This is a genomic window from Bradyrhizobium guangzhouense (assembly GCF_004114955.1).
GTDB lineage: Bacteria > Pseudomonadota > Alphaproteobacteria > Rhizobiales > Xanthobacteraceae > Bradyrhizobium > Bradyrhizobium guangzhouense.
The window spans coordinates 2,298,372-2,323,893 of the sequence record NZ_CP030053.1 but is presented as its reverse complement, the minus strand read 5'-3'; the positions used below and the strand labels follow the sequence as shown (position 1 = coordinate 2,323,893).

At 62.1% G+C, this 25,522-nt stretch carries 24 protein-coding genes; 10 read left to right on the top strand and 14 right to left on the bottom strand.

Going from position 1 to position 25,522, the window contains the following annotated elements; genetic code table 11:
• Positions 1 to 12 precede the first annotated feature (12 nt).
• Entirely contained in the window at positions 13 to 987 is a 975-nt protein-coding gene (locus XH91_RS11185) for a CHAD domain-containing protein (RefSeq protein ID WP_128950652.1), read from the top strand.
• On the opposite strand, the gene XH91_RS11180 is transcribed toward XH91_RS11185, so the two are convergent.
• Positions 984 to 2,714 (bottom strand): PHA/PHB synthase family protein, encoded by a 1,731-nt coding sequence (locus XH91_RS11180; RefSeq protein ID WP_430648554.1) that lies wholly within the window; start codon positions 2,712 to 2,714, stop codon positions 984 to 986. The genes XH91_RS11185 and XH91_RS11180 overlap by 4 nt on opposite strands.
• Positions 2,715 to 3,036: 322 nt before the next feature.
• Between XH91_RS11180 and XH91_RS11175 the strand changes: the two genes are divergently transcribed.
• Complete coding sequence (locus tag XH91_RS11175) at positions 3,037 to 3,765, top strand: CBS domain-containing protein (protein ID WP_128950650.1); 729 nt, start codon at positions 3,037 to 3,039, stop codon at positions 3,763 to 3,765.
• A gap of 26 nt (positions 3,766 to 3,791) precedes the next feature.
• On the opposite strand, the gene XH91_RS11170 is transcribed toward XH91_RS11175, so the two are convergent.
• The 3 genes from XH91_RS11170 to XH91_RS11160 all read right to left on the bottom strand — a co-directional run bounded on the left by XH91_RS11170 (position 3,792) and on the right by XH91_RS11160 (position 6,631).
• Positions 3,792 to 4,250: a RidA family protein gene (locus tag XH91_RS11170; protein WP_128950649.1), complete on the bottom strand. Its 459-nt coding sequence runs from the start codon at positions 4,248 to 4,250 to the stop codon at positions 3,792 to 3,794.
• Positions 4,251 to 4,272: 22 nt separating this feature from the next.
• Positions 4,273 to 5,964: a benzoate-CoA ligase family protein gene (locus tag XH91_RS11165; protein WP_128950648.1), complete on the bottom strand. Its 1,692-nt coding sequence runs from the start codon at positions 5,962 to 5,964 to the stop codon at positions 4,273 to 4,275.
• Positions 5,965 to 6,112: 148 nt separating this feature from the next.
• Entirely contained in the window at positions 6,113 to 6,631 is a 519-nt protein-coding gene (locus XH91_RS11160; RefSeq protein WP_164934124.1) for a MarR family winged helix-turn-helix transcriptional regulator, read from the bottom strand.
• 248 nt (positions 6,632 to 6,879) lie between these two features.
• Here XH91_RS11160 and XH91_RS11155 point away from each other — a divergent pair, with 248 nt between their 5' ends.
• Together XH91_RS11155 and XH91_RS11150 are read left to right on the top strand one after the other, a co-directional pair.
• Positions 6,880 to 8,055, top strand: a complete 1,176-nt coding sequence (locus XH91_RS11155) for an ABC transporter substrate-binding protein (protein ID WP_164934125.1) — start codon at positions 6,880 to 6,882, stop codon at positions 8,053 to 8,055.
• A 30-nt stretch (positions 8,056 to 8,085) separates the two neighbouring features.
• Complete coding sequence (locus XH91_RS11150; protein ID WP_128950646.1) at positions 8,086 to 8,544, top strand: cupin domain-containing protein; 459 nt, start codon at positions 8,086 to 8,088, stop codon at positions 8,542 to 8,544.
• Positions 8,545 to 8,553: 9 nt separating this feature from the next.
• Here XH91_RS11150 and XH91_RS11145 read toward each other — a convergent pair whose 3' ends face one another.
• The 3 genes from XH91_RS11145 to XH91_RS11135 form a co-directional block, all read right to left on the bottom strand.
• Complete coding sequence (locus XH91_RS11145; RefSeq protein WP_128950645.1) at positions 8,554 to 9,804, bottom strand: flavin-dependent oxidoreductase; 1,251 nt, start codon at positions 9,802 to 9,804, stop codon at positions 8,554 to 8,556.
• A gap of 142 nt (positions 9,805 to 9,946) precedes the next feature.
• Complete coding sequence (locus XH91_RS11140; RefSeq protein ID WP_128950644.1) at positions 9,947 to 10,783, bottom strand: enoyl-CoA hydratase family protein; 837 nt, start codon at positions 10,781 to 10,783, stop codon at positions 9,947 to 9,949.
• A gap of 42 nt (positions 10,784 to 10,825) precedes the next feature.
• Entirely contained in the window at positions 10,826 to 11,587 is a 762-nt protein-coding gene (locus tag XH91_RS11135) for an SDR family NAD(P)-dependent oxidoreductase (RefSeq protein ID WP_128950643.1), read from the bottom strand.
• Positions 11,588 to 11,780: 193 nt separating this feature from the next.
• Between XH91_RS11135 and XH91_RS11130 the strand changes: the two genes are divergently transcribed.
• The 5 genes from XH91_RS11130 to XH91_RS11110 are packed head-to-tail and all read left to right on the top strand — an operon-like array spanning position 11,781 to position 17,503.
• Positions 11,781 to 12,596, top strand: a complete 816-nt coding sequence (locus XH91_RS11130) for an alpha/beta fold hydrolase (RefSeq protein WP_128950642.1) — start codon at positions 11,781 to 11,783, stop codon at positions 12,594 to 12,596.
• A gap of 7 nt (positions 12,597 to 12,603) precedes the next feature.
• The gene (locus XH91_RS11125; RefSeq protein ID WP_128950641.1) at positions 12,604 to 13,893 is read left to right on the top strand and encodes an acyl-CoA dehydrogenase family protein; all 1,290 of its coding nucleotides are present in this window, start codon (positions 12,604 to 12,606) and stop codon (positions 13,891 to 13,893) included.
• A 2-nt stretch (positions 13,894 to 13,895) separates the two neighbouring features.
• Positions 13,896 to 15,422, top strand: a complete 1,527-nt coding sequence (locus XH91_RS11120; protein ID WP_128950640.1) for a class I adenylate-forming enzyme family protein — start codon at positions 13,896 to 13,898, stop codon at positions 15,420 to 15,422.
• Positions 15,419 to 16,507 carry an NAD/NADP-dependent octopine/nopaline dehydrogenase family protein gene (locus XH91_RS11115; RefSeq protein WP_128950639.1) on the top strand — a complete coding sequence of 363 codons (1,089 nt, stop codon included), beginning with the start codon at positions 15,419 to 15,421 and terminating at the stop codon, positions 16,505 to 16,507. Before XH91_RS11120 ends, XH91_RS11115 begins: the two co-directional genes overlap by 4 nt.
• A 3-nt stretch (positions 16,508 to 16,510) precedes the next feature.
• Positions 16,511 to 17,503 carry a 3-hydroxybutyryl-CoA dehydrogenase gene (locus XH91_RS11110; protein WP_128950638.1) on the top strand — a complete coding sequence of 331 codons (993 nt, stop codon included), beginning with the start codon at positions 16,511 to 16,513 and terminating at the stop codon, positions 17,501 to 17,503.
• Here XH91_RS11110 and XH91_RS11105 read toward each other — a convergent pair.
• The 6 genes from XH91_RS11105 to XH91_RS11080 form a co-directional block, all read right to left on the bottom strand.
• Positions 17,500 to 18,546 carry a 2,5-dihydroxypyridine 5,6-dioxygenase NicX family protein gene (locus XH91_RS11105; RefSeq protein WP_128950637.1) on the bottom strand — a complete coding sequence of 349 codons (1,047 nt, stop codon included), beginning with the start codon at positions 18,544 to 18,546 and terminating at the stop codon, positions 17,500 to 17,502. The genes XH91_RS11110 and XH91_RS11105 overlap by 4 nt on opposite strands.
• A 38-nt stretch (positions 18,547 to 18,584) precedes the next feature.
• Complete coding sequence (locus XH91_RS11100) at positions 18,585 to 19,352, bottom strand: ABC transporter permease (protein WP_128954803.1); 768 nt, start codon at positions 19,350 to 19,352, stop codon at positions 18,585 to 18,587.
• Complete coding sequence (locus XH91_RS11095; RefSeq protein ID WP_128950636.1) at positions 19,349 to 20,134, bottom strand: ABC transporter permease; 786 nt, start codon at positions 20,132 to 20,134, stop codon at positions 19,349 to 19,351. Before XH91_RS11095 ends, XH91_RS11100 begins: the two co-directional genes overlap by 4 nt.
• The gene (locus XH91_RS11090; RefSeq protein ID WP_128950635.1) at positions 20,131 to 20,979 is read right to left on the bottom strand and encodes an ABC transporter ATP-binding protein; all 849 of its coding nucleotides are present in this window, start codon (positions 20,977 to 20,979) and stop codon (positions 20,131 to 20,133) included. The genes XH91_RS11095 and XH91_RS11090 overlap by 4 nt, the downstream gene beginning before the upstream one ends.
• 121 nt (positions 20,980 to 21,100) lie before the next feature.
• The gene (gene ilvD / locus XH91_RS11085) at positions 21,101 to 22,795 is read right to left on the bottom strand and encodes a dihydroxy-acid dehydratase (RefSeq protein ID WP_128950634.1); all 1,695 of its coding nucleotides are present in this window, start codon (positions 22,793 to 22,795) and stop codon (positions 21,101 to 21,103) included.
• A 78-nt stretch (positions 22,796 to 22,873) separates the two neighbouring features.
• Positions 22,874 to 23,857 (bottom strand): ABC transporter substrate-binding protein, encoded by a 984-nt coding sequence (locus tag XH91_RS11080; RefSeq protein ID WP_128950633.1) that lies wholly within the window; start codon positions 23,855 to 23,857, stop codon positions 22,874 to 22,876.
• A 178-nt stretch (positions 23,858 to 24,035) separates the two neighbouring features.
• On the opposite strand from XH91_RS11080, the gene XH91_RS11075 reads away from it, so the two are divergent.
• Positions 24,036 to 24,944: an NAD(P)-dependent oxidoreductase gene (locus tag XH91_RS11075; protein ID WP_128950632.1), complete on the top strand. Its 909-nt coding sequence runs from the start codon at positions 24,036 to 24,038 to the stop codon at positions 24,942 to 24,944.
• Between the two features lie 6 nt (positions 24,945 to 24,950).
• Here the strand turns inward: XH91_RS11075 and XH91_RS11070 are convergent, their stop codons facing one another.
• The gene (locus XH91_RS11070; protein ID WP_128950631.1) at positions 24,951 to 25,514 is read right to left on the bottom strand and encodes a flavin reductase family protein; all 564 of its coding nucleotides are present in this window, start codon (positions 25,512 to 25,514) and stop codon (positions 24,951 to 24,953) included.
• Positions 25,515 to 25,522 lie beyond the last annotated feature (8 nt).

Sequence of the window (25,522 nt, the reverse complement as noted above, 5' to 3'; positions counted from 1 at the left end):
GCGCGGGCTAGGATGGTGCGACTTACCAGGAGTTCGAAGGCAACGGCCGATACGAAGGCGGCAGCGCGTCGGAACGCTCTGCCCGGCCGCCTGAGCCCCGGCATGGCTTGCGATACGGCCTTCCGTATCATCGCACGCCGCCACCTCGCGGCCGTGCTTGCCCAGCATGAGGGCACCTGCCGTGGCGATCCGGACGCGCTGCACGAGATCCGAATCGCGCTGACGCATTTGCGGACTGCAATTCGCTTCTTTTCACCCATGGTCGACGATGCGCTACGCCCTAAAGTCTGGGCAGAATTGAAATGGCTGAATAGCCAGCTCGGCATGGTGCGTGACCTCGACGTCGCCATCGAACGCATCGTGGCCGAGACCGGCGGCGAGCTCGCCGTGATCGCCGAGCTCCAGCACTGGGACGAGAAGCGCGCCGAGAGCCATCGCCTGCTGGCGCGTGCGCTGCAATCGGCACGATATCGTCGGCTGGTTGAACAGACCTCGAGCTGGATCGAGGGCGGCCCCTGGTCGACGCGCCGTAGCAAAGTGGCCATCAGGCTACGCCGCTGCCCGCTCGCCGACCATGCAACGGCACAGCTGGCGGAATGGGAAAAGACGCTACTCAGGAAGGCCAAAAAGCTGCGCAAGCTTGACGTCGAGAAGCGGCACAAGCTGCGGATTCTCAACAAGCGGCTGACCTATTCGATCGAATCGCTGGAGGATCTGTTCGCCGACAGGTCGCTGGCGAAGCAGAAATCGATCCTCAAGCAATTGCGCAAGGCGCAGAAGTCCCTCGGACAGTTGAACGATGATGCGCGCGGCCAGACGCTGGCCGCCTCGTTGGACGAGGCGCTTGCCGAAGCCGGCATTCGCTTTCTCGACCGCAAGCGGGAAAGGAAGCTGTTGCAGACCGCATCGACCGCGTACCGCAAGCTGAACAGAGCCGAGCCGTTCCGCTCCTCCGATCTAACGCCGGATGCGGAGCCGGAGGATTAGGTGCGCACGTAGTCGCCGGGGGCGTTCGGCAGGCCGCTGACGTCTCCATATCCGGTCTGCGGCGGATCACAGAGCGCGCCGGACCTCGCGACGAGCCAGCGGGTCCACTCCGGCCACCAGGATCCCTCGACATGAGGGGCCAGCTTCAGCCATTCGTCCGGGCCGACATAGGGCGCGTCCGCAGCCTTGGTCATCACCTGATAGCTGTGACCGGGCTCATCGGGCGGTGCGACGACGCCGGCATTGTGGCCACCACTTGTCAACAGGAAGGTCAGGTCAGCATCGACCTGATAGTGGAGCTTGTGCACGGATCGCCACGGCGCCACGTGATCGGTGATCGTACCGACCACGAACATCGGCGCATGTATGTCGGACAGCGAGATGCCCCGACCTCCCACAAGGTAACGTCCTTCGGCGAGGTCATTATCAAGGAACAGCTTACGCAGATATTCCGAATGCATGCGATAGGGCAATCGCGTTGCATCCGCGTTCCAAGCCATCAGTTCGCTCGGCGGCGCCGCGTCGCCCATCAGGTAGTCGTGCAACAGCCGCGACCAGATCAGGTCGTTTGAACGCAGCAGCGCGAACGCGCTGGCCATCTGTGCCGTATCCAGATAGCCCCGCTGCGACATCATATCTTCAAGGAAGGCGACCTGGCTCTCGTTGATGAAAAGCGTCAGCTCGCCGGCCTCGGTGAAGTCGGTCTGTGCAGCCAGGAGCGTGACGGTGCCGATACGGTCATCGCCATCGCGCGCCATTGCTGCGGCGGCGATAGACAGCAATGTGCCACCAAGGCAATAGCCAAGCGCATGGACCTTCTGCCCGGGCAGGATTCGGCCGATCTCATCCAGCGCGGCCATCACCCCCAGCTTGCGATAGTCGTCGAACGCAACATTCCGATCCCTGGCATCGGGATTGCGCCAGGAAATCGCAAACACGGTAAAGCCCTGATCGGTGAGAAATTTGACCAGCGAATTCTGCGGTGACAGATCGAGGATATAGTATTTCATGATCCAGGCCGGCACGATCAGGATCGGCTCGGGGCGCACTTTTGCGGTTGTTGGAAAATACTGGATCAGTTCGATCAGAGCATTGCGATAGACGACCTTGCCAGGCGACGCCGCAACTGTCCGGCCGACGACAAACTGATCGTTCCCGACAGGCTTTGCGGCCAAGAGCATCCGCATGAAATCGCCGTACCAATTCTGCCAGCCAAAGACGAAATTCTCTCCGCCGCTTTGAAACGCCTTTTCCAGCACTTCCGGGTTTGTTGCTGCGAAGTTCGACGGCGCAAGCATATCTAGGATCTGCCGCATCGAGAATTCGACGATGGCTTCGTTCGCACGCGAGACGCCTCGCACACCGGTCGTGGCATCGTGCCACCAGCGCTCGCAAAGCAGAAACGCCTGTGCGAGAAGATTGAAGGGCGGCGTCTCCCATTGCGGCTCCTTGAAACGGCGGTCCCGTTTCTCCGGCCGGATCGCGGACCAGGGCTCTAGCCCCGCTGACGTCACGTGCATGGCCGCTTCCAGCAACCGGCCGCTATCACGAACGACGTTATTGGCGATCTCCAGCCGCCGCTGCGGCGCCCACGCGAGATGGGAACTCCAATCGAGCCAGGCAAGCATCAGGGCCGTCGGCGAAATTCCGCCCGTGTAACGCGCCAGCGCCGCATGGAACATGCGGTCTAAAAGATAACGGTCAGACGCAGGCTCCGCGGCCGACATCTCGGCGGGTAGCTGGGTATTGGTCGCAGACGGGGGGACACCGACAACCGACTCAACGGATGACGCTGGCAACACCGGCTCTTCGGTCCGAGGAAGGATCTGAACAACGCTCATGGCCAACGATTCTCATGTGCTTCTGGTCTTTCTGTAGCAGGATATGGCCTCTCGCCCGCGAATCGTTGAGCTGCATCAATTGCAGAGATTGATCACATTGGCTCAACCGGCACGAACCGAGCTCATCGCTTGACATGCGTCAAAACCATACCGCCGGACGCGATCTAGGTTTGCGCTATCAAAATTTGACAAGCTAGCGGAGTACCCCATGCGCGCCCACCAGATTATGACCCGGTCGGTTATTTCAGTCACGCCGGACACCAGCATCGTCGAAGCGGCCAACATCATGTTGAAGCGCCATGTCAGCGGCCTCACTGTAGTCGACGACGGCGGCAAGCTGGTCGGTGTGGTCTCGGAAGGCGACTTCATCCGGCGCAGCGAGATTGGTACCGGGCGCAAGCGCGGAAGGTGGCTGCGGTTCATCCTCGGGCCCGGCAAATCGGCCAGCGACTTCGTCCACGAGCACGGCCGCAAGGTTTCCGAGGTGATGACTGCATCGCCCCTAACCATCACCGAGGATACGGCGCTTGCCGAGATCGTTGACCTGATGGAACGAAACAACGTGAAGCGCCTGCCGGTGGTTCGCGGGGACAAGGTCGTGGGTATCGTTTCGCGCGCCAACCTGTTGCAGGCCGTCGCTGGGCTCGCGCGCGAGGTGCCGGACCCGACCGCCGACGACGATCACATCCGCGGCCGCATCATCGATGCCATGGAGAAGAACGATTGGTGCCCGTTCGGGCTGAACGTCATCGTGCGCGACGGCATCGTCCACTTGAGCGGCGTCATCACCGAGGAGCGGTCACGACAGGCTGCAGTCGTCGCCGCCGAGAACGTCGAGGGCGTCAAAAAGGTGCACGACCATCTCTGCTGGGTCGACACCATGTCGGGCGTCTATCTGAACTCGCCCGAGGATGACGATCTCGCCAAAGCAAGCTGATATGGCAAGCCTGAGCGAGAACCAACTCAGCGAGGAATGACCGCGGTGGCCTCGATCTCGACGCGCGCCGCCTTCTCGACCAGACGCACGACTTGGACCAGCGCCATCGCGGGATAGTGCGTACCGAATGCGGCGCGATAGATCTTGCCGAGTTCCTTCAGGCTTGTCAGGTATTCCTCCATGTCGACCACGTACCAGGTCAAACGCACCAGATGCTCGGGCCGCGCGCCGGCCTCGGCCAGGATCTCGGCGATGTTGCTCAGGGTCTGGCGCACCTGCGCGACGAAGCCGTCGACGAGCCGCTCCTGCGCGTCCCAGCCGATCACACCACCCGTGACGACGATGCGTCCCTCGGCCGCCATGCCGTTGGCATAGCCCTTCGGCATCGGCCAGCCGGAAGGCTGGAGCACCTGAGCCCTCGGGCTCGCGGCATCTTCGGCGGCGCTCGGCAGTACCGCGAGCTGCGGGCCTTTCGGCGTTGTCACGGACAATTCCTGATTCCTCGTCTCATTCTGCCGCGACTCCTGAGGATGTCTCGGCCGCCTGCGCCAGTTGTCGCAAGGCGAAGCGCTTCAGTTTGCCGGTCTCGGTCTTCGGCAGCTGTGTCACGAACTCGATCGCGCGCGGGTACTTGTACGGCGCGATCTCGCGTTTGACATGCTCCTGCAACTCGGACGCGAGCTTTGTATCCGGCGTCACACCGGATGCCGCTACGACATAGGCCTTCACGATCATCCCGCGCGCCTCGTCCGGCGCACCGACGACACCGCACTCGGCGACAGCAGGATGCGTGAGCAACGCAGCTTCCACATCCGTACCAGCGATATTGTAACCGGCTGACACGATCATGTCGTCGGAGCGCGATTGGTACCAGAAGTAGCCGTCGCCATCCATCAGATAGGTGTCGCCGGTGATGTTCCAGCCGTTCTGGACGTATTTGCGCTGCCGCTCGTCGGCGAGATAACGGCAGCCGGTCGGCCCGCGCACAGCGAGCTTCCCCATCGTACCCGGCGGCAAATCGTTGCCGTCATCATCGACGATCTTCGCCTCATAGCCGGGAACAGGCTTGCCGGTCGCACCGGGGCGGATTTCGTCCTCAGTCGCGCTGATGAAGATGTGTAGCAGCTCGGTCGAACCGATGCCGTCCATCAGCTTGATACCAGTGGCCTTCAGCCATGCATCGAATGTCGGCTTGGGAAGCGTCTCTCCGGCGGAGACACACTTTCGAAGCGAAGAAATGTTGCGACCCGGAAGCTTGCCGATCATAGCGCGGTAAGCTGTCGGCGCCGTAAAGCAGATTGTCGTCTTGTACTGTTCGATCGCCGAGAGGATGTCATCGGGCGTCGTCTTCTCCAGTACGACAAACGAAGCACCGATATGCATCGGGAACAGTACGCCTCCGAAACCGAAGGTGAATGCAAGCGGCGCCGAGCCGACGAAGCGGTCCTTCTGCCCGGCCCGCAAGATGTTCCGTGCATAGCCGTCACACACTGCCAGCATGTCGCGATGGAAATGCATGGTGCCCTTGGGATCGCCTGTTGTACCCGACGTGAATGCAATCAGGCAGATATCGTCAGAGGCGGTATCAACCGCCGTAAACTCAGGGCCCGCATCCGCGATCAGCGCCTCGAGCGAGTCGGAAGCACCGTTGCCCCAATAGACCACCTGTTTGAGTCCGGGCGCGGCCAGCTTTGCCTTCTCCATCTCGTCGGAGAGCTTCCCGTCGCAGAGCGCGAGCGTGATCTCCGCCTTCTGGATCGGATAGGATAGCTCCTTGGCGCGCAACAATGGCATCGTCGCCACGCAGATGCCGCCGGCCTTGATCACCGCGAGATAGGCCGCGACCATCATCGGGCTGTTGGCGGAGCGCAGCAGCACGCGGCCACCAGTGACGAGTCCGAGCTTGCCGACCAGCACATTGGCGATGCGGTTCACCAGCTCCTGCAATTCGCGATAAGTGTAGCTGACGGCGGGACTGATGACGCAGGGCGCATCGCCGTGCCCCTGCTCGACCCAGCGATCGAGGAAATAGCTTACGCAATTCAATCGCGCCGGATAGCGCAGCTCCGGTCGCGTGTAGATGAATTCCGGCCAAAGGTCAGGCGGCGGCAGATGCTGCCGCGCGAATGTATCGACATGGGCGCTTGCGGCGTCGCCGCCAGGCAAGCCCGAGACATGAACCTTGGCAGCGTTGGCCATCGCACGCTCCTTTGCGCATGGAAAGCACCCGGCAGCACTCACAGAAAACATTTTAGGCTTAAAACAATTTTGCGCAATAGCGGATTTTGGGGATCCCATGCATTTTCCTACGGCAAGGTGGGGATTGGAGGCGCCTCGGCCCTTGGATTCAGGGCTTGCGACGCGCGGCAGATTTCTGCGCCGACGCCTTGGTCTTGGCCAGCAGCCGCATCAGCTCCCGCACATCCTTGGGCGTCAGGTCGGCAAAGAGATCGGCGATCCAGGTCTCATGTTCTGCAGCCATCCTGCGAAACTCGGCACGACCGAGCTTCGTCAGGCGGATGACCTGAACGCGGCGGTCGGTCTCCGAGGTGCGCCGGTCGAGATGGCCGGATTCCACGAGGCGTTCGACGAGACCGGTGACGTTGCCGTTGGACACCATCATGCGCTTGGAGACGTCAGACAGCGTCATGCCGTCGGGCGCCTTATCGAGCTGCGCCATCAGATCGAAACGCGGCAGCGTGACGTCGAAGCGCTGCCGCAGCCGGCCGCGAACCTCGCCTTCGATCAGGGTCGTGCAGGTGAGCAGACGCAACCACAGCCGGAGCTCTTCGGCATGATCCTCCGGCGTTTCGACGGCCTTGGTCTCGGAATCGAGCATTTCGATGCAATCACTCACGGTCGGCATTTGCGCCACCCAGGATTCCCCAACGTTTTGAGCTTCAAATAAATCGACGCCGGCCGCAAGCCCAAAGCTACAACAATCGACCGAGCGCGGATTTCTTTAGGCTTCAAATAATTGGCGCGCCGCTTGCATGCGCCGCTCCCCGCACGACGACGGCGACCTTGAGCTTGGCTTGCCGCGAACGCCATCATCGGCATAAGCTTGGCACGGAGTACGCAGCTTGCAGTGCAGGCGCAATCGGGGGATTGATCATGAAGACGCAACTGACCTTGGCCGCAGCCGCACTTGTCCTCGGCACCGCGATGAGCCCTGCCCTCGCACAAGAGAAGATCAAGCTGGGCGTGATCGTGACCCTCTCCGGACCGGCTGCCGCGCTCGGTCAGCAGGTTCGTGACGGCTTTGCCCTCGCGGTGAAGGATCTCGGCAGCAAGATGGGGGGCCGTGATGTCGAAGTGATCGTGGTGGACGATGAGCTCAAGCCGGATGCGGCTGTGACCAAGGTCAAGGGCCTGCTGGAGCGTGACAAGGTCGACTTCGTGGTCGGACCGATCTTCTCCAACATCCTTCAGGCGATCCACCGTCCGGTCACGGAATCCAAGACCTTCCTGATCAGCCCGAATGCGGGTCCGTCGACATTCGCTGGCAAGGACTGCAACCCGTTCTTCTATGTGACGTCCTATCAGAACGACCAGGTCCACGAGGTCCTGGGCAAGGTCGCGCAGGATCGCGGCTACAAGCGCATGTATCTGATGGTGCCGAATTATCAGGCCGGTAAGGACTCGGTCGCCGGCTTCAAGCTCGCCTACAAGGGCGAGATTGTCGAAGAATCCTACATGCCGCTCAACACGCTGGACTTCCAGCCCGAGCTTTCCAAGATCTCGGCGCAGAAGCCCGATGCTCTCTTCACGTTCATGCCAGGTGGCCTCGGCGTCAATCTGGTCAAGCAGTACAAGCAGGCCGGCCTTGCTGACAGCGTTCCGGTGCTTTCAGCTTTCACCGTCGATGAATCGACACTGCCCGCGCAGCAGGACGCGGCTGTTGGCATGTTTGGCGGCGCGAACTGGGCGCCCAATCTCGACAATCCCCAGAACAAGAAGTTCGTCGCGGCCTACGAGGCCGCCTATAACAGCGTGCCGGGTACCTATGCCATGCAGGGATATGACGCAGCGATGCTGATCGACAGCGCGGTCAAGGGAGTGAAGGGCGACCTCTCCAACAAGGATGCCGTCGGGACTGCCTTGAAGAAGGCGGACTTCACGTCGTTGCGCGGTTCGTTCAAATTCAACACCAACGGCTATCCGATCCAGGACTTTTACCTGACCAAGGTTGCCAAGCGTCCGGACGGCAAGTTCCAGACCGAGATCGTCCAGAAGGTCTTTGAGAACTACGGCGACCGTTACGCCAAGGATTGCAAGGCGGCAAACTAAGGCCGCGCGTCGCGTTAAGGGAGGAATACCATGAAGAGCGAAATCACCGGCATCACGCGGGCCAATGAGGGCATCCAGGGCATTTCCTGGAACATCCTGGGCCAGACCTATGTGCCGAAGAGCAACAGCGAGAACAGCTTCTCCTGGCACGCGACATTGCCGCCGGGCACATTCGTGCCGCCACACATTCATCCTGATCAGGACGAATATCTCTACATGCTGGAGGGCAAGCTCGACTTCGTGCTCGGCAATTCAGAGGCGCAGGCAACGCCCGGCGACTTGATCCGGCTCGGCATGGGCGTGCCACACGGCATCTTCAACAAGTCGGACCAAACCGCAAAAGTACTGTTCTGGGTGTCGCCGACCAAAAAGCTGTTCGACCTGTTCTGGGGCCTTCACAACATGAAGGAACAGAAGCCGGAGGACGTGGTAGCGATGGCCGCCGAGTTCAACATCCACTTCTTGCCGCCGCCTCCCGGCGCCGGCTAAGAGCGCGGTTTAGGCGCGCACCGCCGCAAGTCCCGGGACCGCGGCGAAGCCCGCCTTGCTGGCATAACCCCGCACGATCGCCTCGCGCTGGGAATAGCTCAGCACGTTATCGACATTGTCAAAACCGTCGGGCGCAAGCTGCTCGACGGCGTCAATCACACCCTCGGGCCCGCCACGGCGATTGGAGCGCACGATTTCCGCCGTCATCGGCAGGCGCTTCTTCTCATACTCAATCAACGCCTGGCGTGGATGCTCGGCACGAACAAGCGCGTCGGCGAGGCAGCGCGCATCAAGGATCGCCTGCGAGGCGCCGTTGGAGCCGACCGGATACATGGGATGCGCGGCATCGCCGAGCAGCGTGACGCGTCCGGACGACCAACAGGGCAAGGGATCACGGTCGCAAGTCGGATATTCATAGAACTCCGGCGTCGCCGAAATTAGGCTCTTTACGTCGATGTAAGGCACCGAGAAGCGCGCGACATGCGGCATCAACTCCTCGCGCCGGCCCGGCCGTGACCAATCTTCCTTCCGCGGGGGCGGCGCATTGCCTTCGCCCACCTTCACTAGCACCGCCCAGTTGGTGAGACGGCTCGCCGGGCTCGATCCCTCGGCGATTGGATAGACGACCACCTTGGCATTGAGGCCACCGGCCACGATCATCGATTTTCCGGTGAGGAACAGCGGCCAATCGCGCGCACCGCGCCAAAGCATCAGACCGTTCCAGCACGGCGGTCCCTCGTTCGGAAACAGGGTGTCGCGCACGCGCGAATGGATGCCGTCGGCACCAATCAGGATATCGCCGCGCACGGTGCGGATGTGCGCACCGGCGCGATCGAAGAAATATGCGGTAACACCGCCCTCGTCCTGGGTGAAGGCGCCGAGCCGACAGCCGGTGTGGATCGCTTCGGGTCCGAGCCTCTCCTCGACGGCGCGGTGGATGACGCCCTGGAGGCGGCCGCGATGGATCGAGAATTGCGGCACGTCGTGGCCGGCGTCGATGCCACGGGCCTCGCGCCAGACTTCCTGGCCGTGGCGGTTGAGGTAGTAGAGCTGGTCAGTACGGATCGCGACGTCGTCTAGCTTCTGCAGTAGGCCCAGGCCGGCGAGCTCTCGCATGGCGTGCGGCAGCGTGTTGATGCCGACGCCGAGTTCGCGGATCGTATCGGATTGCTCGAAAATCTCGCATCCAATGCCGCGAGCCCGCAGCATCAAAGCCGTGGTGAGACCACCGATACCGCCACCGACGATAATCGCCTTCATCGCCCTCAACTCCACTCGATACACAGGCAACGGGGCGAACGTCGCACGGTCGGTCCCCCCGCCGCAAGCGGCTTTGTCGCCTCCACCCCGCCCTCGGCCACGCTCTTGGGCTTAGGCTTAATTTTGCGGCCGAAACCGCCGCTCAGTCGCCCCTGAAGACCGGTTTGACCTTGTTGGCGAAGGCCTGAAAGGCGCGTTCGAAATCGGCCGTCGTCATGCACAGAGCCTGGGCAATGGCCTCCGCTTCGATCGCCTCCTCTACCGACATCGCCCATTCCATCGCCAGCATGCGCTTGGTCATCGTGTTGCCGAACGTCGGCCCTTCCGCAATCTGCGTGGCCAGCAGCCGGGCCTGGGGCAGCACCTGCTCCGGCGTCACGATGCGGCTGAAAAAGCCCCACCGTTCACCCTCCTCCGCGGTCATGAAGCGGCCGGTGTAGAGCAGCTCGGAGGCGCGAGCTTGCCCGATGATCCGCGGCAGGATCGCACAGGCGCCCATGTCACAGCCTGCAAGGCCGACCTTGTTGAACAGGAACGCCACCTTGGCTCCACTCGCAGCGAGCCGCATATCCGACGCCATGGCGATGATTGCACCGGCGCCGGCGCAGATGCCTTCGACCGCGGCCACAATCGGTTGCGGGCAGGCCCGCATCGCTTTGACCAGATCGCCGGTCATTCGGGTGAAGGCGGTCAGACCCCTGGTATCCATCTTGACGAGCGGGCCGATGATCTCGAACACGTCGCCGCCAGACGAGAAATTGCCGCCGGCACCGGTGACGACGATACACTTGACCGCGTCGTCGAAGGCGCACGCGCGGAAGAAATCCGTCAGCTCACGATAACTCTCGAATGTCAGCGGATTCTTCCGCTCCGGGCGGTTGAGCGTCACGGTGGCAACGCCCTCGACAACGGCCAGCAGGAAATGTTGCGGCGAATAGTCCGCGAGTGGCACGGTGACGGGATTGGCTGGTCTGCTCATGCGATCTCCTTGGCTTCCGTGTTCCTCACCTGCGCCACGACGCTAGATTTCGCCGCCGGCGACCGCAATCGCCTGCCCGGTGATCGCGCTGGCGTTCTCGCTGCATAACCACAGCACGGCATTCGCGACTTCCTGTGGCGTGATCAGACGCCCTTGCGGATTGTGCTTCGCGAGCTCGGCGATTGCCTGCTCGCGGGTTCGTCCGGTCTTCTTCATGATATTGTCGATGCTTCCAGCGACGAGATCCGTGTCGGTGAAGCCAGGGCACACGGCATTCACGGTCACGTTGCTGCCAGCGATCTCCAGCGCGAGCGAGCGTACAAGGCCGACCACAGCGTGCTTTGCCGCCGTGTACGCGCTCACATATGCATAGCCCTTGAGGCCGGCCGTCGATGCAATCGCCACGATGCGTCCATACGGGCGATCCTTCATGTCAGGCAACACCGCACCGATCGCGTGGACAACGCCCATGAAATTAACATCCATCATGCGCGCAAAAAGGGCACTGTCCGATTTCGAGAACGGCGCGGATTCGGCGCTGCCGGCATTCGCGATCAGGATATCGATCGGCTTTCGCGCTTGCGCTACGACGACGGCGGCCCTCAGCGCAGCTTCGTCCGAGACGTCGGCAACGGCGGCATGGTGCGCGGCCCCCGCGTTGATCGCTTCCTCGAGAGAAGCAGTATTCCTGCCAAGCACGGTCACCGTGGCGCCGGCGCCCACAAGAGCCCCCGCAATTGCCCGGCCGATGCCGCGACCGCCACCGGTCACCAACGCGTGCGGCGAATGCGGCAATCCGGACATAGCTTGCTCCCTAGGATCTGCTCATCGTTTCTCCGATATATTTTAACCTTCAAATTTTTGCAACGAAAGCGCCGACTGATACGGCATGCCGTGGCGCCGGAGAGCGGCCTGAAAATTGCTTTAAGTATAAAATTATCGCTTCCCATCCCCCACAGGCCTGTTAGCATCGCGCGGTCAAGCCAAAGGACGTCGGGTGTCGCAGCCTTCAATGATAACCAAGGATGGACGCTTCGCCTATGAAGCCGCTGGTGATCCGGGCGCAACACCCCTGATTTTTCTCCATGGCATCGGCGGTGCGGCGCGAGCCTGGCGACGGCAGCTTGCGACATTCGGTGATCGTTTTCGTACGATCGCGTGGGACATGCCGGGCTATGGCGGATCGCCGCCGCTCGCCAGCGTCAGCATCGCTGCCCTGGCCGAAGCGCTTCAGCAATTCATCGAGCAGCTCGGCGCGACAAAGCCCATTCTGGTCGGCCATTCGATCGGCGGCATGATCGTCCAGAAATGGCTGGTCCAATCGCCAAATCTGGCGCGCGCGGTGGTTCTGGCACAGACAAGCCCGGCCTTCGGCAAGGCCGACGGCGACTGGCAAAAATCATTCATCGCGGCACGGCTCGGCCCGCTTGATCGGGGCGAGACAATGAAATCGCTGGCACCTTCACTGGTGAAGGAGCTCGTCGGCGACGATCCCGATTCCAGGGGCATGGAGCTTGCGCGCGAGTGCATGGAAAGCGTGCCGGAGGCGAGCTATCGCACCATGATGTTGGCGTTAGTCGGCTTCGATCAGCGCAGTACGCTCAAAGATATATGCGTCCCAACACTGCTGATTTCTGGTTCGAAGGATGGCAACGCACCAGCGCCTATGATGGCGAAAATGGCCACCAACATCCCCGCGGCCGAATATGTCGAGCTCTCCGGCGTTGGCCACCTCGCCAACCTCGAACGTCCCGACGCCTTCGACGAGGCTCTCGGCAGCTTCGTCGATTCCGTCGTGGCAAAACACGGGTGATTGCGCCATGACCGTGCCAGTCAGCAGGACGATCGGCGCAACCGACAAGGTTGCGCCGGATGCACCGATCTTCGATCCCGTGGCGTTCCGCCTTGGCGACGAGCAGGCTAGCATCATCACCCGGGCGCGCGAGATCGGCCAGAGCGTGTTCGCCGGCCGCGCCGCGGCCTACGATCGCGAAGCAACTTTCCCGATCGAGAATTATCGCGACCTGCATCGCGTCGGTCTGCTCGGCATCGCCGTACCTAAGAAGCACGGTGGCCTGGGGGCGAACTACCAGACTTACGCGCTGGCGGCTGCCGAGATTGGCCGCTATTGCGGCGCGACCGCGCTGACCTGGAACATGCATGTCTGTTCGACGCTGTGGTCCGGGCCTTTGGCCGATGATCTCGACATGGACGCGGAGACCCGTGCGGAACACGAGCGCCGACGGGCGGTTCACTACAAGCGCATCGTCGAAGACGGCGCGATCTATTCACAACCCTTCTCGGAGGGCGGCGCGGCAGCCGCCGGCGGCGTCGCGTTCGGCACAGAAGCAAGGCCCGTTGCAGGTGGCTGGATCGTCAACGGCAAGAAGATCTTTGCATCGCTCTCGGGTCACGCCGACTATTACGGGGTGCTCTGCACGGAGATTGAGGAAGGCGAGAAAGCATCGCGCCGCAATACTCTTTACCTCGCGATATCAGCTAAGTCGCATGGCGTTTCCGTGGTTGGCGATTGGGATCCCCTCGGCATGCGGGGCACGGTCTCGCGAACACTTCTGTTCAAGGATGTCTTCGTTCCCGAGGAGTCCGCGCTGATGCCGCGCGGCGTCTATTTCCAGGCGGCAATGCGTTGGCCGCACATGTTCTTGACCCTCTCGCCCACCTATATGGGCCTCGCGCAAGCCTCCTACGATTTCACCGTGCGCTATCTGCGCGGCGAAGTGGCAGGCATGCCACCGGTCAAGCGCCGGATGTACCCGACCAAGCAGATTGCGGTCGCGCAAATGCAGATCAAGCTGGAGCAAATCAAGGGAATTTGGTTCCAGGCCGTAACGGAAGCGCGTGCCAATCCGGGCAAGGAGCAGGTGCTGCGCGCCTATGCCGCGCAATATTCGGTGATGGAAGGCGCCAATGAACTCGCGGCGCTCGCGATCCGCACCTGCGGGGGACAGGCCATGCTCCGCTCGCTGCCGCTGGAGCGTATCTATCGCGACAGCCGCTGTGGCTCGCTGATGCTTCCTTGGACGGCCGAGCTCTGTCTCGACCGGATCGGCCGTGAGGCGCTGTACGAGGCTGGCGAGACGGACGACTGACGGTGGATCTCTGTAGTCTAATCGATCGCAATGCGGCGTTCGCGCCAGACAAGACGGCCATTGCCTTCGAGGGGCAGCGGCTGAGCTACGCAGCGTTCGCCCATCGGATCGAACGAATCGCAACAGTCCTCAAGCAGCAGTTCAGCGTCGGGCGCGGAGACCGCGTCGCGATCCTGAGCCAGAATCGGCCGGACTACCTGGTTCTGCTCTACGCCTGTGCTCGGCTCGGCGCGATGCTGGTGCCGTTGAACTGGCGGTTGGCGGTCGCCGAGCAGCTGTTCATTCTCACCGATTCCGGCGCCAAAGTGCTGGTTCTCGAGCAGGCATTTGCAGGCGTTCTTCCCGAGCTCGCGCCGGGAATAGCTGTCGTGGGTTTCGATTTCACACCGCCCCGCGGCAAGTCCTGCGACGGCTTGCTGGTTGACAGCGAGGGAAGCGCACGCAATCCGCACACCGATCTCTCCTGTCCGCTGCTGATCGTCTACACCTCGGGGACGACGGGACGGCCGAAAGGCGCGGTGCTGCGTCAGGAGGCGCTGTTCTGGAACGGCGTCATGAGCCAGCACATGCACAACATGACATCGGATGATCATGTGCTGACGGTGCTGCCGTTTTTCCATGTCGGCGGACTCAACATCCAGACGACGGCGGCCCTTCAGCTTGGCGCGACCATTACGATCCACGCTCGCTTCACGCCGGACACGGCGCTTGCGGCCATCGAACGGGAGCGGCCGACCCTGACGGTCATGGTACCCACGATCCTCCAAGCCGTCAGCGAGCATCCCGCCTGGGCCACGACCAATCTCTCCTCGCTGAAGGCGGTCGCCACCGGATCAACCATCGTGCCGCCCCACCTGATCGATCGCTTCGTTACGCGCGGCGTGCCAGTGCTGCAGGTCTACGGCTCGACGGAAACCTGCCCCATCGCGGTCTACACTCGCCTCGGCGGCGACCTGTCGCGCTCGGGATCAACCGGACTTGCTGGCCTCTGCTGCGACGCGAAGGTGATCGATCAAGCCGGCAATGAGGTGCCTGCAGGTACGCCGGGTGAAATCGCTGTGCGCGGACCCAACGTGTTCTTCGAATATTGGAGCAACGCTGAGGCCACGCGCGATGCGCTGCAGGACGGCTGGTATCGCACCGGCGATATCGGCCTGTGCGACGCCGACGGCTACTTTTGGGTCCGCGACCGCAAGAAGAATATGATCATATCCGGCGGCGAGAACATCTATCCGGCCGAGGTTGAGCGTGTTCTGCTCGAACATCCCGATGTCAGCGAATGCGCGGTTATCGGAAGGCCGGACCCGCGCTGGGACGAAGTGCCCATCGCTTATGTCGTCCGACGATCCGGCTGCCGCCTCGAAGCAGACGAACTGAAAGCGCACGTTCAGACTCAGCTTGCCCGCTACAAGGTTCCACGCGACATCGTTTTCGTCGCTGATCTGCCGCGTACGGTGCTTGGCAAGGTTCAGCATTTCCTGCTGAAACAGCTCGATGCGCAGTCGCGCGCGCAAGGAGAAGCATCTTGAAGATTGCGGTTCTGGGTGGGGGAAACGGCTCTTTCGCGGCCGCGGGCGATTTTGCGCTGTCGGGACACGAGGTTCGGCTCTGGCGCCGTGACGCGAATCAAGTGGAGACACATCGTGCCGCAGGATCTCGCATCCTGGTGAAGGACCACAATGGCCGCCACGACGTGAAGCTGGCGCTGGTGACCACCGATATCGCCGAAGCCGTCAGTGGCGTCGAGCTGGTCGTGTGCCCTGCTCCCGCCTTCGCGCAGCAGGATATCGCCCGGCGCCTTGCGCCACACCTCCGTGACGGCCAGGTGGTGTTCCTACCACCCGCGACATTCGGCTCGATGATTTTCGCTCAGGCGGCACGGGACGCAGGCAATCACGCCAAAGCGAGCTTCGCTGAAACCGGCACCCTGCCCTGGCTCACCCGCAAGCATGGCCCATTCGATGTCGCCATCACTATCCGCGCCAAACGCCTGCCGGTCGGCGTGTTCCCGCTTGATCGGGCCTCGCACGCGCTCGAGGTGATCGGGCGCGCCTTCCCTGACGTGATCGAGCCATGCGGTGATGCCCTCTCCGGCGCACTGATGAATGCAGGTTGCATCATCCATCCACCATTGATCGTCATGAACGCGGGTCCGATCGAGCACTTCGAACGATGGGACATTCACAAAGAGGGTACTCAAGCTGCGATCCGGCGCGTGACCGACGCCCTCGACGGCGAGCGGATCGCCGTGCGCGAGGCACTGGGATATGGAGCACCGCATTTCCCACTCGCCCATCACTACGCCAGGGAAGGCGAGATTTGGATGTATGGCCGGGGCTCGCATGATCGCCTGACCGATTCCGGCGACTGGCGGGAACGGATCGTGCTGACCGAGCACCGCTACATGCGCGAAGATTTGCGGCTGGGGCTATCGCTGCTGGTGTCCGTGGCTGGGGTAGCGAGCGTGACCACGCCGCTTGCCAAGGCATTCCTCGCCATCGGCGGCGCCATCTACGGCGAGGACTTTACGCAAGGCGGCCGAACATTGGAGTCCTTGGGGCTTGGCAAGCTTCACCGCGCCGAATTGCAGACCCTGCTTCGTGAGGGATTCTAACCCATGAGCGACCGCGCCAAGATTGCCTGCCTCGGAGCCGGTCGCATGGGGCGCGGCATTGCCGTCGCGTTTGCCTATGCGGGGCATATTGTCGAGATGATCGACATCAAGGACCGCTCGGCGGAGGAGTTCGCCAAGCTAAAGGCTGATGCACTCGGCGAGATCAGAAAGACGTTTGCCAGCCTGTCCAAGCTGGGACTGCTGACCGAGGCTGACGTTGATCCGTTGGTCGCACGAGTCTCGGTGGTGCCGGCCAGCGGGAGCGGCACGGCCCTTTCCGAGGCCGGATTCATCTTCGAAGGGGTTCCCGAGGTCGTCGAGCTCAAGCGGGAAGTGCTGGCGACGGCTTCAAAGCAGGTCGGCCCAGACACCATCATTGCCTCGACGACGTCGACCATCCTCGTCGACGATCTGTCGGACGCTGTCGTGAATCCGCGCCGCTTCCTCAACGTGCACTGGCTGAATCCGGCCTATCTGATCCCGCTTGTAGAAGTGTCGCCCGGTAAAACCACCGACCCCGCCATCATCGACGAGGTCAAGACGATGCTCGAGGGCATCGGCAAGGTGCCGGTGGTTTGCGCAGCGACACCCGGCTTTATCGTTCCGCGCATCCAAGCCTTAGCCATGAACGAAGCCGCGCGCATGGTCGAGGAAGGCGTCGCCAGCGCCGAGGAGATCGACAAGGCGATCCGATACGGTTTCGGCTTCCGCTATGCCGTACTCGGGTTGCTCGAATTCATCGATTGGGGCGGCGGGGATATTCTGTACTACGCCAGCCGATATCTCGAAGGCGCGCTCGGCAGCGACCGCTATCGCGCGCCAGACGTCATTTCGCGCAACATGCATGAAGGCAGGATCGGGCTGCGCACCGGCGCAGGCTTCCTCGATTATTCCGACATGGACGTCGATGCCTATCGCGCAAAACGGTTACAGGCCATGGTCGACCTGCTCCGGCACTTCGACCTGGCTCGCCCGCCGGTACTCGACCGCAGCTAGCCGAAGACGTCCTGAAGGACACCTTCGCGAACAACTGCCACGCCGTCAAGCTCGATGGTCGTCCCCATCATCGGCAGGTCGAAATGGCCCGCAGTGTAACGTCCGGCGAATTCGTTCGCGCCCGTCGAGAACAGGAAGTTGCCGGAGACCGCGCGGATCTCCGTGCCATTTGTGTCACGCTGGTCGTACATCGAGAGTGCCTCGTAGCGCGCGGCCGGATTCATGCCGAAGCCGACATGCGACACGGCATAGGCCTCGCGATCACCCCAAGCGGCGAGATAGGCACGCATCATCGCGGCATCCGTGCCCTCGCCTTCCAGTTCGACGACGTAATCGTCCTTCAAGATCATCTTGACCGACGATGTCAGGTAGCGCTTGAAGGTGAGATTGATATCGCCGGGTGCCATCACCAGCGTGCCATTGATCGTCCCGCTCTTGGGGAAACTGACGACGATGCCGCCCGGCCAATGCGCCAGCGTACCTGGCTTGTCCGTCCAGCCCCAAACGCCAACCGTGGAAGCGCCCACCATGTCCACGTCGAGCGCCGTGCCGGCCTTTGAGGTGACCCGCATTCGCTTGGTTCCACGCAGCATCTTCGCAGCCGCGCGAACGCGCTTCTTCAGGGCGGGATCCGGCACCATACGCTCCAGAGCCTCGGGATGCTCGTTGGAGATCACCAGGATGCGTGCGCCGGCCTTCAGGATTTCAGGCGTCTCCACCGCGTGCATCAAGCCCTCGATGGTGCAGTCCACCACGAAACCAGCTTGCTGAAGCGCACTGATGACGGGACCCAGCCTCTGGATCGCTTCGCTCGCTCCGGTCGATCGGACCGGAACGATGTTCCGGTTGCGCGGCGTCGGCATAACGACGTGAAACGGCTTCGCTCCCATCCGAAGCAGAGCCAGTTCCGCCAGGTGCACATTCAATGCGCGTGACTGGGTCTCCGAGAGGATTGCCGCGGTATCGCCGGCCTTGACGGCGCAACGCTCAAAGATCTCGCAAAACGCGTCGATCCATTTTGCCTCGATGCGATCAGCCAGCATGGTTCACTCCCGGTCTTTTTGGTTTCTTGTTCGTCAGATCATGCTTCGGGGAAGCCCCGTAGAAGGTACGATCGCACGGCGCTCAGCAAGGCGTTGAGGATTAGCCCGAGCAGCGAGATCGTGATCAGCGGCACGAACATGTCGACCGCTTGGAAGGTGCGGGCCGCTGTCACGAGGACATGGCCCAAGCCGTCCGTCGACGTGATCATCTCGGCCAGAAACACCACGATGCACGAAATGACAAGGCCGATTCGGCACCCGGTCAGGATCGATGGCATCGCCGCCGGCAACACCACCTTGAACAGGATTTCATAGCGCGGCGTTCCCGCCGCCATGGCGGACCAGATCAGCTTCTGCTCGACTGTTGATGCACCGTAATACGTCGATAGCAAAATCGGGAAGAGTGCGTCCGCCGCAACCAAGCTGATCTTCGAGCCGTGGCCGAAGCCCAACAGCAACAGCAGCGCCGGGTAGAGCGCGACCTTCGGCAATGGTGCCAACACGCGCACGATTGGCCGAACCACGGCATTGATCGCGGGACTTGCGGCAGCCGCGATGCCGATGCTGACGCCGAGCACGACCGCAATCACGAATCCGGCAAACAGCCGGATCAACGTCGCTGCGATTTCCTGCTGAAAAGTCCATGACACGAGTTGCTGGAGCAGCCGGTTGAAGACGAAGCCCGGCGCTGGCAACAAAACCGCCGGAGCGAAGCCGAACGTCACCAGAGCCTGCCACAGCGCGACCACCAGCACGATTGGCGCGAGTCCTAACATGACGTTTGCAGAGAGAAAACGTGACATCATGAGAAGCTCAGCGGCATGTCGAATTGAGGCTCGGACCAGCGTACAAGCCCCGCACGAACCCGCTCGAAAATAGCATCGAGACAAATGCCCATCGCTCCGACGATGATGATCATCGCGTAAACCGTATCGTACTGTCCCATGTCAAGCGCGTTGAAGAGGATGTTTCCTGCCCCCGACTGGCGCGCGATCATCTCGCTGGTGATCATGGTGATCAGCGCCAGCACCAGGCCGGTCCGGCATCCGGTCAGAATTTCCGGGAGCGCGGCCGGGAGCACGATCCGGACCAGACGCTGCAAAGGCGAGAGCCCCATCGCTGCGCCCGACCACAGCATCTTCTCCTCGACGGCCTTGGCGCCTTCAAAACTGTGATAGATCACCGGCAGGCTGACACCGAGAAAGATCACGAGAATCTTCGTAGCTTCGCCAACGCCAAGCCACAGCATGATGATCGGCATCAACGCGGCCTTCGGAACAGGATAAATCACCATCAAGAGTGGATTGAAGAAGGAGGCGACGGCCCGACTACGGCCCATCAACAGGCCTAGTGGAATCGAAACCAGCACGGCAATGCCGAACCCGATGGCCATGCGGCGGAGCGAAGCCAGGATATTGACCAGAGATTCCTTGTCACCGAGGATATCCGGAATCGCGCGGATCGCCTCGAGCGCCGTCGGAAAGCTGTCGTTCTTCAAGCCGAGGGAGGCGGCCTGCCAGACCGCCAGCAATCCGATGCAAGCCAGCACGGGCGCAGCACGTCTTGCCATGGCAGCCAGCGATATCATAATGGCGATCCGGCTTCATCATCGCTTTCATCGAACATGCGCTCGATGTCGACGACGTATTTCTGGTACCGTGGATCGAGCAATAGCTCGTTGCGGCGCCGTGGCCGCGGCAGATCGATATCGATGACTTCCCGGATGCGGCCGGGAGACTTCGACATCATCACGACCTTATCTGAAAGGAAAACCGCTTCGTCGACCGAGTGGGTGACGAACAGTACCGTCTTGCGGTCGCGCTCCCAAATGTTCAGGAGATCGTTCTGCAGGCGCGTCCGGGTATGAGCGTCGAGCGCTCCGAACGGCTCGTCCATCAACAGAACTTCGGGGTGGTAGGCCAGTGTTCGCGCCAGCGCGACGCGCTGCTTCATGCCGCCCGACAACTCCTTCGGGTAGAAGTTCTCGTAGCCCTTGAGCCCAACCATCTCTATCAGCGCGCGGCTCTGCGCTTCGGCTTCGTTGGCTCGCACACCCTGCTGGCGCGGCCCATACATCACATTGCCTAGCACCGTCTTCCAAGGAAACAACGCGAACTCCTGGAACACCGGCCCGCGATCCGGTCCCGGCCCGGTGATCATCTGTCCCTTCATCTTGGCCGCGCCGCTGGTCGGGCCAACGAAACCACCGACGATATAAAGTAGTGTCGATTTGCCACAGCCGGAGGGACCAAGAATGGAGACGAACGCCCCCTCCTCGATCGTCAAGGAGATGTCCGACAGCGCCAAATGATCCTTGCGCGCCGAGGTCTGGAAGACCTGCGAGACGCGGTCGATCTCGATGATCGTAGATGCCGGGTTTTGTGACGTCACCGGTTTCACCAAGTCGTCCGATCTCGAAGGCACTACCTTCATCCCGCCTCTCGCTTCACTCACACGCGAACTTCACGCGACCGATCTACTGAATGTCTCCATCAGCCGCAGCTTAGCAAGAAACCTGCCAAGCCAGTCGCATTTTCGCGCGCGCGACGCCGCCTCAATCGAACCATGGCCACTCCGCGGGTCCTTGGTGCGTGACTGCGCCGCCCGGGGCCTGACCGACCAGTCGCGCATATTTTGCCAGCGCACCAGCACGATGACGAGGCGGGCGTTGCTTCCAATCACGCCGTCGCGCCGCGAGTTCTTGGTCATCGACCAGCAGATCCATGCGACGACCAGCGGCATCAATCCGGATCTTGTCGCCGTCGCGGACGAGCGCCAGCGGGCCACCAACAAACGCTTCCGGCGAGACATAACCGATGCACATTCCGCGTGTGGCACCGGAAAACCGCCCATCCGTGATCAAGGCAACCTTCTCGCCCATGCCCTGGCCGTAGATGAGCGCGGTGACGCCGAGCATCTCGCGCATGCCGGGACCGCCGACCGGCCCTTCGTTGCGGATGACCAGGACATCGCCAACCTTGTAACTGCGGTCGCGAACCGCGGCGACACAAGCTTCCTCATCCTCGAAGACGCGCGCCTCGCCCTCGAACAGCTGACTCTTCAGGCCTGCAACCTTGATAACGGCGCCATCGGGGCAAAGATTGCCCTTCAGCACCGCAACACCGCCGTCGGGCATGATCGGCGCGCGGGCCGCGTAAATGACTTCGCCATCGGGCGCATTGGCCGCGCCATATTCTTCTGCAAGCGTGCGGCCCGTGATCGTCAGGCTGCTGCCATCGATATGCCCACTCTGTATCAGCTCGCGGATCACCACGGCAGCGCCGCCAATGTCGTAGACGTCCTTTGCGGTGTATTTGCCGCCTGGTCGCAGGTTTCCAATCAGCGGCGTCCGAGCAAAGACCTCGCCGACATCATCGATCGTGAAGGCGATGCCAGCCTCGTTCGCGATCGCCGGCAGATGCAATGCAGCATTGGTCGAGCCGCCCGTTGCCGCAACGATCACTGCGCCATTTTCCAGAGACTTCCGTGTCACGATGTCGCGTGGCAGCGGTCCGCCACGCTCCAGCATTTGCACGATCAGCCGCCCGGCGCGGCGCGAGATCTGTGCGCGCTCGGCATAGACGCCGGGCACCATCGACACGTTGGGAATGGTCAGGCCCATAGCCTCCGACACCATCCCCATGGTGTTCGCGGTGAACTGACCGGCGCAGGCGCCGATCGTCGGCAGACAGGCGCGCTCGATACGTTCGAGCGTCCCGGCGTCTATCTCGCCGGTCATAAAGCTGCCGACGGCCTCGTAGGAATCGAGGACGGTCAGCGTCCGCCCATCCACGTGACCCGGCAGGGAGCTGCCGCCATAAATGAAGATGGAAGGCACGTTGCAGCGAACCATGCCCATCATCACGCCCGGAAGCGTCTTGTCGCATCCGCCGTATCCGATCAGCGCATCATAGGCGAGGCCATGAACGACGGCCTCGATGGAGTCGGCGATCAGCTCACGCGAAAACAAGGAGAATTTCATCCCCTCGTGATTCATGCTGATGCCGTCTGACACAGAGACGGTCGAGAATTCGCGCGGCGTCCCACCGGCTTCCTCGATTCCGGTCTTGGCCGCAGCCACCTGGAAATCGTGGGTCATATTGCAGGGCGTCTGCTCGCCCTTCATGCTGACAATGCCCACCATCGGCTTGGCAATGGCCGCGTCGTCCAGCCCCATGGCGCGCATGAAGGCGCGGTGCGGCGCCCGATCGAGCCCGTCAGTCGTGATCCGTGACCGCAACTTCTTCATGTTTGCATCATCTTCATGCAATGTCCCGCACGTGGCGGGACATCGCGACTTCGTTTATCCTGCGAGCCGCTCTATCGCCTATTGCAGCGGCGCTACGATGGTCGGGTGCTTGAACTGCGCGACATCCAATTTCGGCAGCATCCCGGTGTCGGCATAGATGTCCAGCATCTTCTGGATCGCAGGGAAGTTCGGCGCCGCACCCGGATCACGACCGAAATCGTTGTCTTTGAGCAGGTAAGTATCGAGCACAGGAACGGGCGCCTTCAGCACCTCGGACACGACCTTCAAGGTCTCCTCGCGGTTCGCGAGTGCTTTCTTCATACCGGACGTGATATCGCGGACATAGGCCTTTACCAGCTCTGGGTTCTTGTCGACGAAATCGGCGCGGCAGGCCTCCAAGATATGCACGATGTTCGGCATGGCCTGAGACAGCGAGAACAGCTTCCTGATACCGCCCTTAGCCTCTGCGCGCGCCGCAAATGGCTGGTTCATGTTGACCGCATCGACCCGGCCCTGGCGCAGCGCATCCTCGGAGACCGCAAAGCCGACCTCGACCAGCTTGATGTCCTTGGCGGGATCGACGCCGTTCTGCTTCAATAGCAGGTTGAACGGGCCCTGAGTGCCGCCGCCGATCACGGAAATGCCGACGGTCTTGCCCTTGAGATCTGCAATCGTCTTGATCGGCGAGTCATCCTTGACGGCCCAATAGACTGAAAAGCCACCCGGCTTCTCGAAGACATGCTGGGCCACGATGTAGGCTTTGAGGTTGCCGCCGACCACGCCGTTGGCGAGCGACAGCGGCGCCTGCGTCGCGCAATCCAGCGCGCCGGCCGCGAGTGCCTGCGTCATCGGCGCGGTGCCTTGAAATTGGGTCCACTCAATGTTGTAGGTCTTGCCGATATCGGGAAATTCGGTCGGCCTGCGCATCATCCAGTATTTTGATTCCTCCGCCGGGATGGTCCATCCCACGCGGATCGTCTGCTGCGCCAACACCGGGCTTGCGCCTGCGATCATGGCTGCCACGGCTCCTGCCGCCAGGATCCACCTCGAAACTGCCCGCATCGTGTCCACTCCGTTGCTCCGGCGCCGACCGACGCCACCCAACCCGACCGGCCCAAATGTTTCATGGTTCAAACAATCAGGCAAGCCATGCAGGCCGGTCCGGTTTCGCAGCGGCATCCGTTATGTATGGTGCGGGAGCGGTCGCGCACGGTTGCGCTGCGGCAGGAGGAGACAACCTATGGCTGATGCAGGCAAGGCAAACCCGCAAGGCGTCGAGAGGCTCGGCTATCTTGGCCTGGGACTGATGGGAACGCCAATGGCCCGTCGGTTGCTTAACGCCGGCTATCACGTCAGCGTCTGGAACCGATCGGAGGGCAAGGTCGTGCCGCTTGTCCAGGCTGGCGCCGTCAGCGCGAACACGCCGTGTGAGCTGTTGACGAGCTCCGACATCGTTTTCATGTGCGTGACAGATGCCGCCGCGGTTGAAGAGGTGATCTTCGGGAGGGCGGGTCTTGCCGCGGCTCCCGGTGCAGGCAAGCTCGTGGTCGATTTTTCGTCGATCCATCCCGACGCCGCTCGCGAGCTTGCGGAGCGATTGAAAGCTGCGAACGGCGCAAGCTGGATCGACGCGCCGGTGTCCGGTGGTACCAAGGGCGCCGAAGAAGGCACGCTTGCCATCATGGCCGGAGGAGAGGCCTCGGACATCGAGCGGGCCCGGCCCTATGTGCTGGCCATGGCGCGCAGGTTCACCCATATGGGTCCGACCGGCGCCGGCCAAACCACGAAACTCTGCAACCAGGTGATCGTCGGATGCGCGATGGCCGTGCTTGCGGAGGCAACGCGCCTTGCCTCGAACGCCGGAATTGACGCGAGCCGGTTGCCGGAGGCGCTCGCGGGCGGCTTTGCGGATTCGATCCCGCTTCAGCTCTTCGTGCCGCGCATGGTCCGGGGCATTCACTCGCCCCCGCTCGGGCACGTCGCAACGATGCTGAAGGATCTCGACACGGTCGCCGATGTCGCGCAGGCAACGTCGACTCCGGTTCCAATGGCGACCCTCGCAGGTCAGATCTTCAGGCTGGCCAAGGCTGCACGCGGCGCAGAAGCCGACGCACTGGAAATCTATAAGCTCTCGGCTCCGGACTGCTAAATCGCCTCACGGCAACTTCTTGCGCTCGTCATCGGCAAGAAATCGGCCGTACGCCCCCCGCGCAAATAGCAGCGCTTCATTTGCGTTGTAGGCATAGGCCTCGACGGCACCGAGAAAGATCACGTGATCGCCGCCATAATAGCGATTGACGGATCGGCACTGAAAGCTCGCCACGCTCTCGGCCAGCACGGGCGCGTTGCCGAGGCCCGGTGTCCACTCCACGCCGGCGAACTTGTCGTCCGACGACTTGGCGAACTTGTTTGCAAGCGCCTGCTGCGAGCTGCCCAGCACGTGCACCGTGAAATGGGTGGCGTTCTGAAACACGGTCAAGCTCGATGAGTAAACGCCGAGGCTCCAGAGAACCAAAGGAGGGTTCAAGGAGACCGAGGCAAACGAGTTGCAGGTGATGCCATACGGCTTTCCATCAGCGGCCGTAGCCGTGATGATCGTGACACCCGTTCCGTAGGTACCGAGCGCGTTGCGGAAATCACGCGGGTCGATCGGCGAGTTGTCGCTTGCAAACTCGTTGGCGGGATCGGCGGCGGCCGGATGCTTTGGCTGATCATTCATCGGCCGGC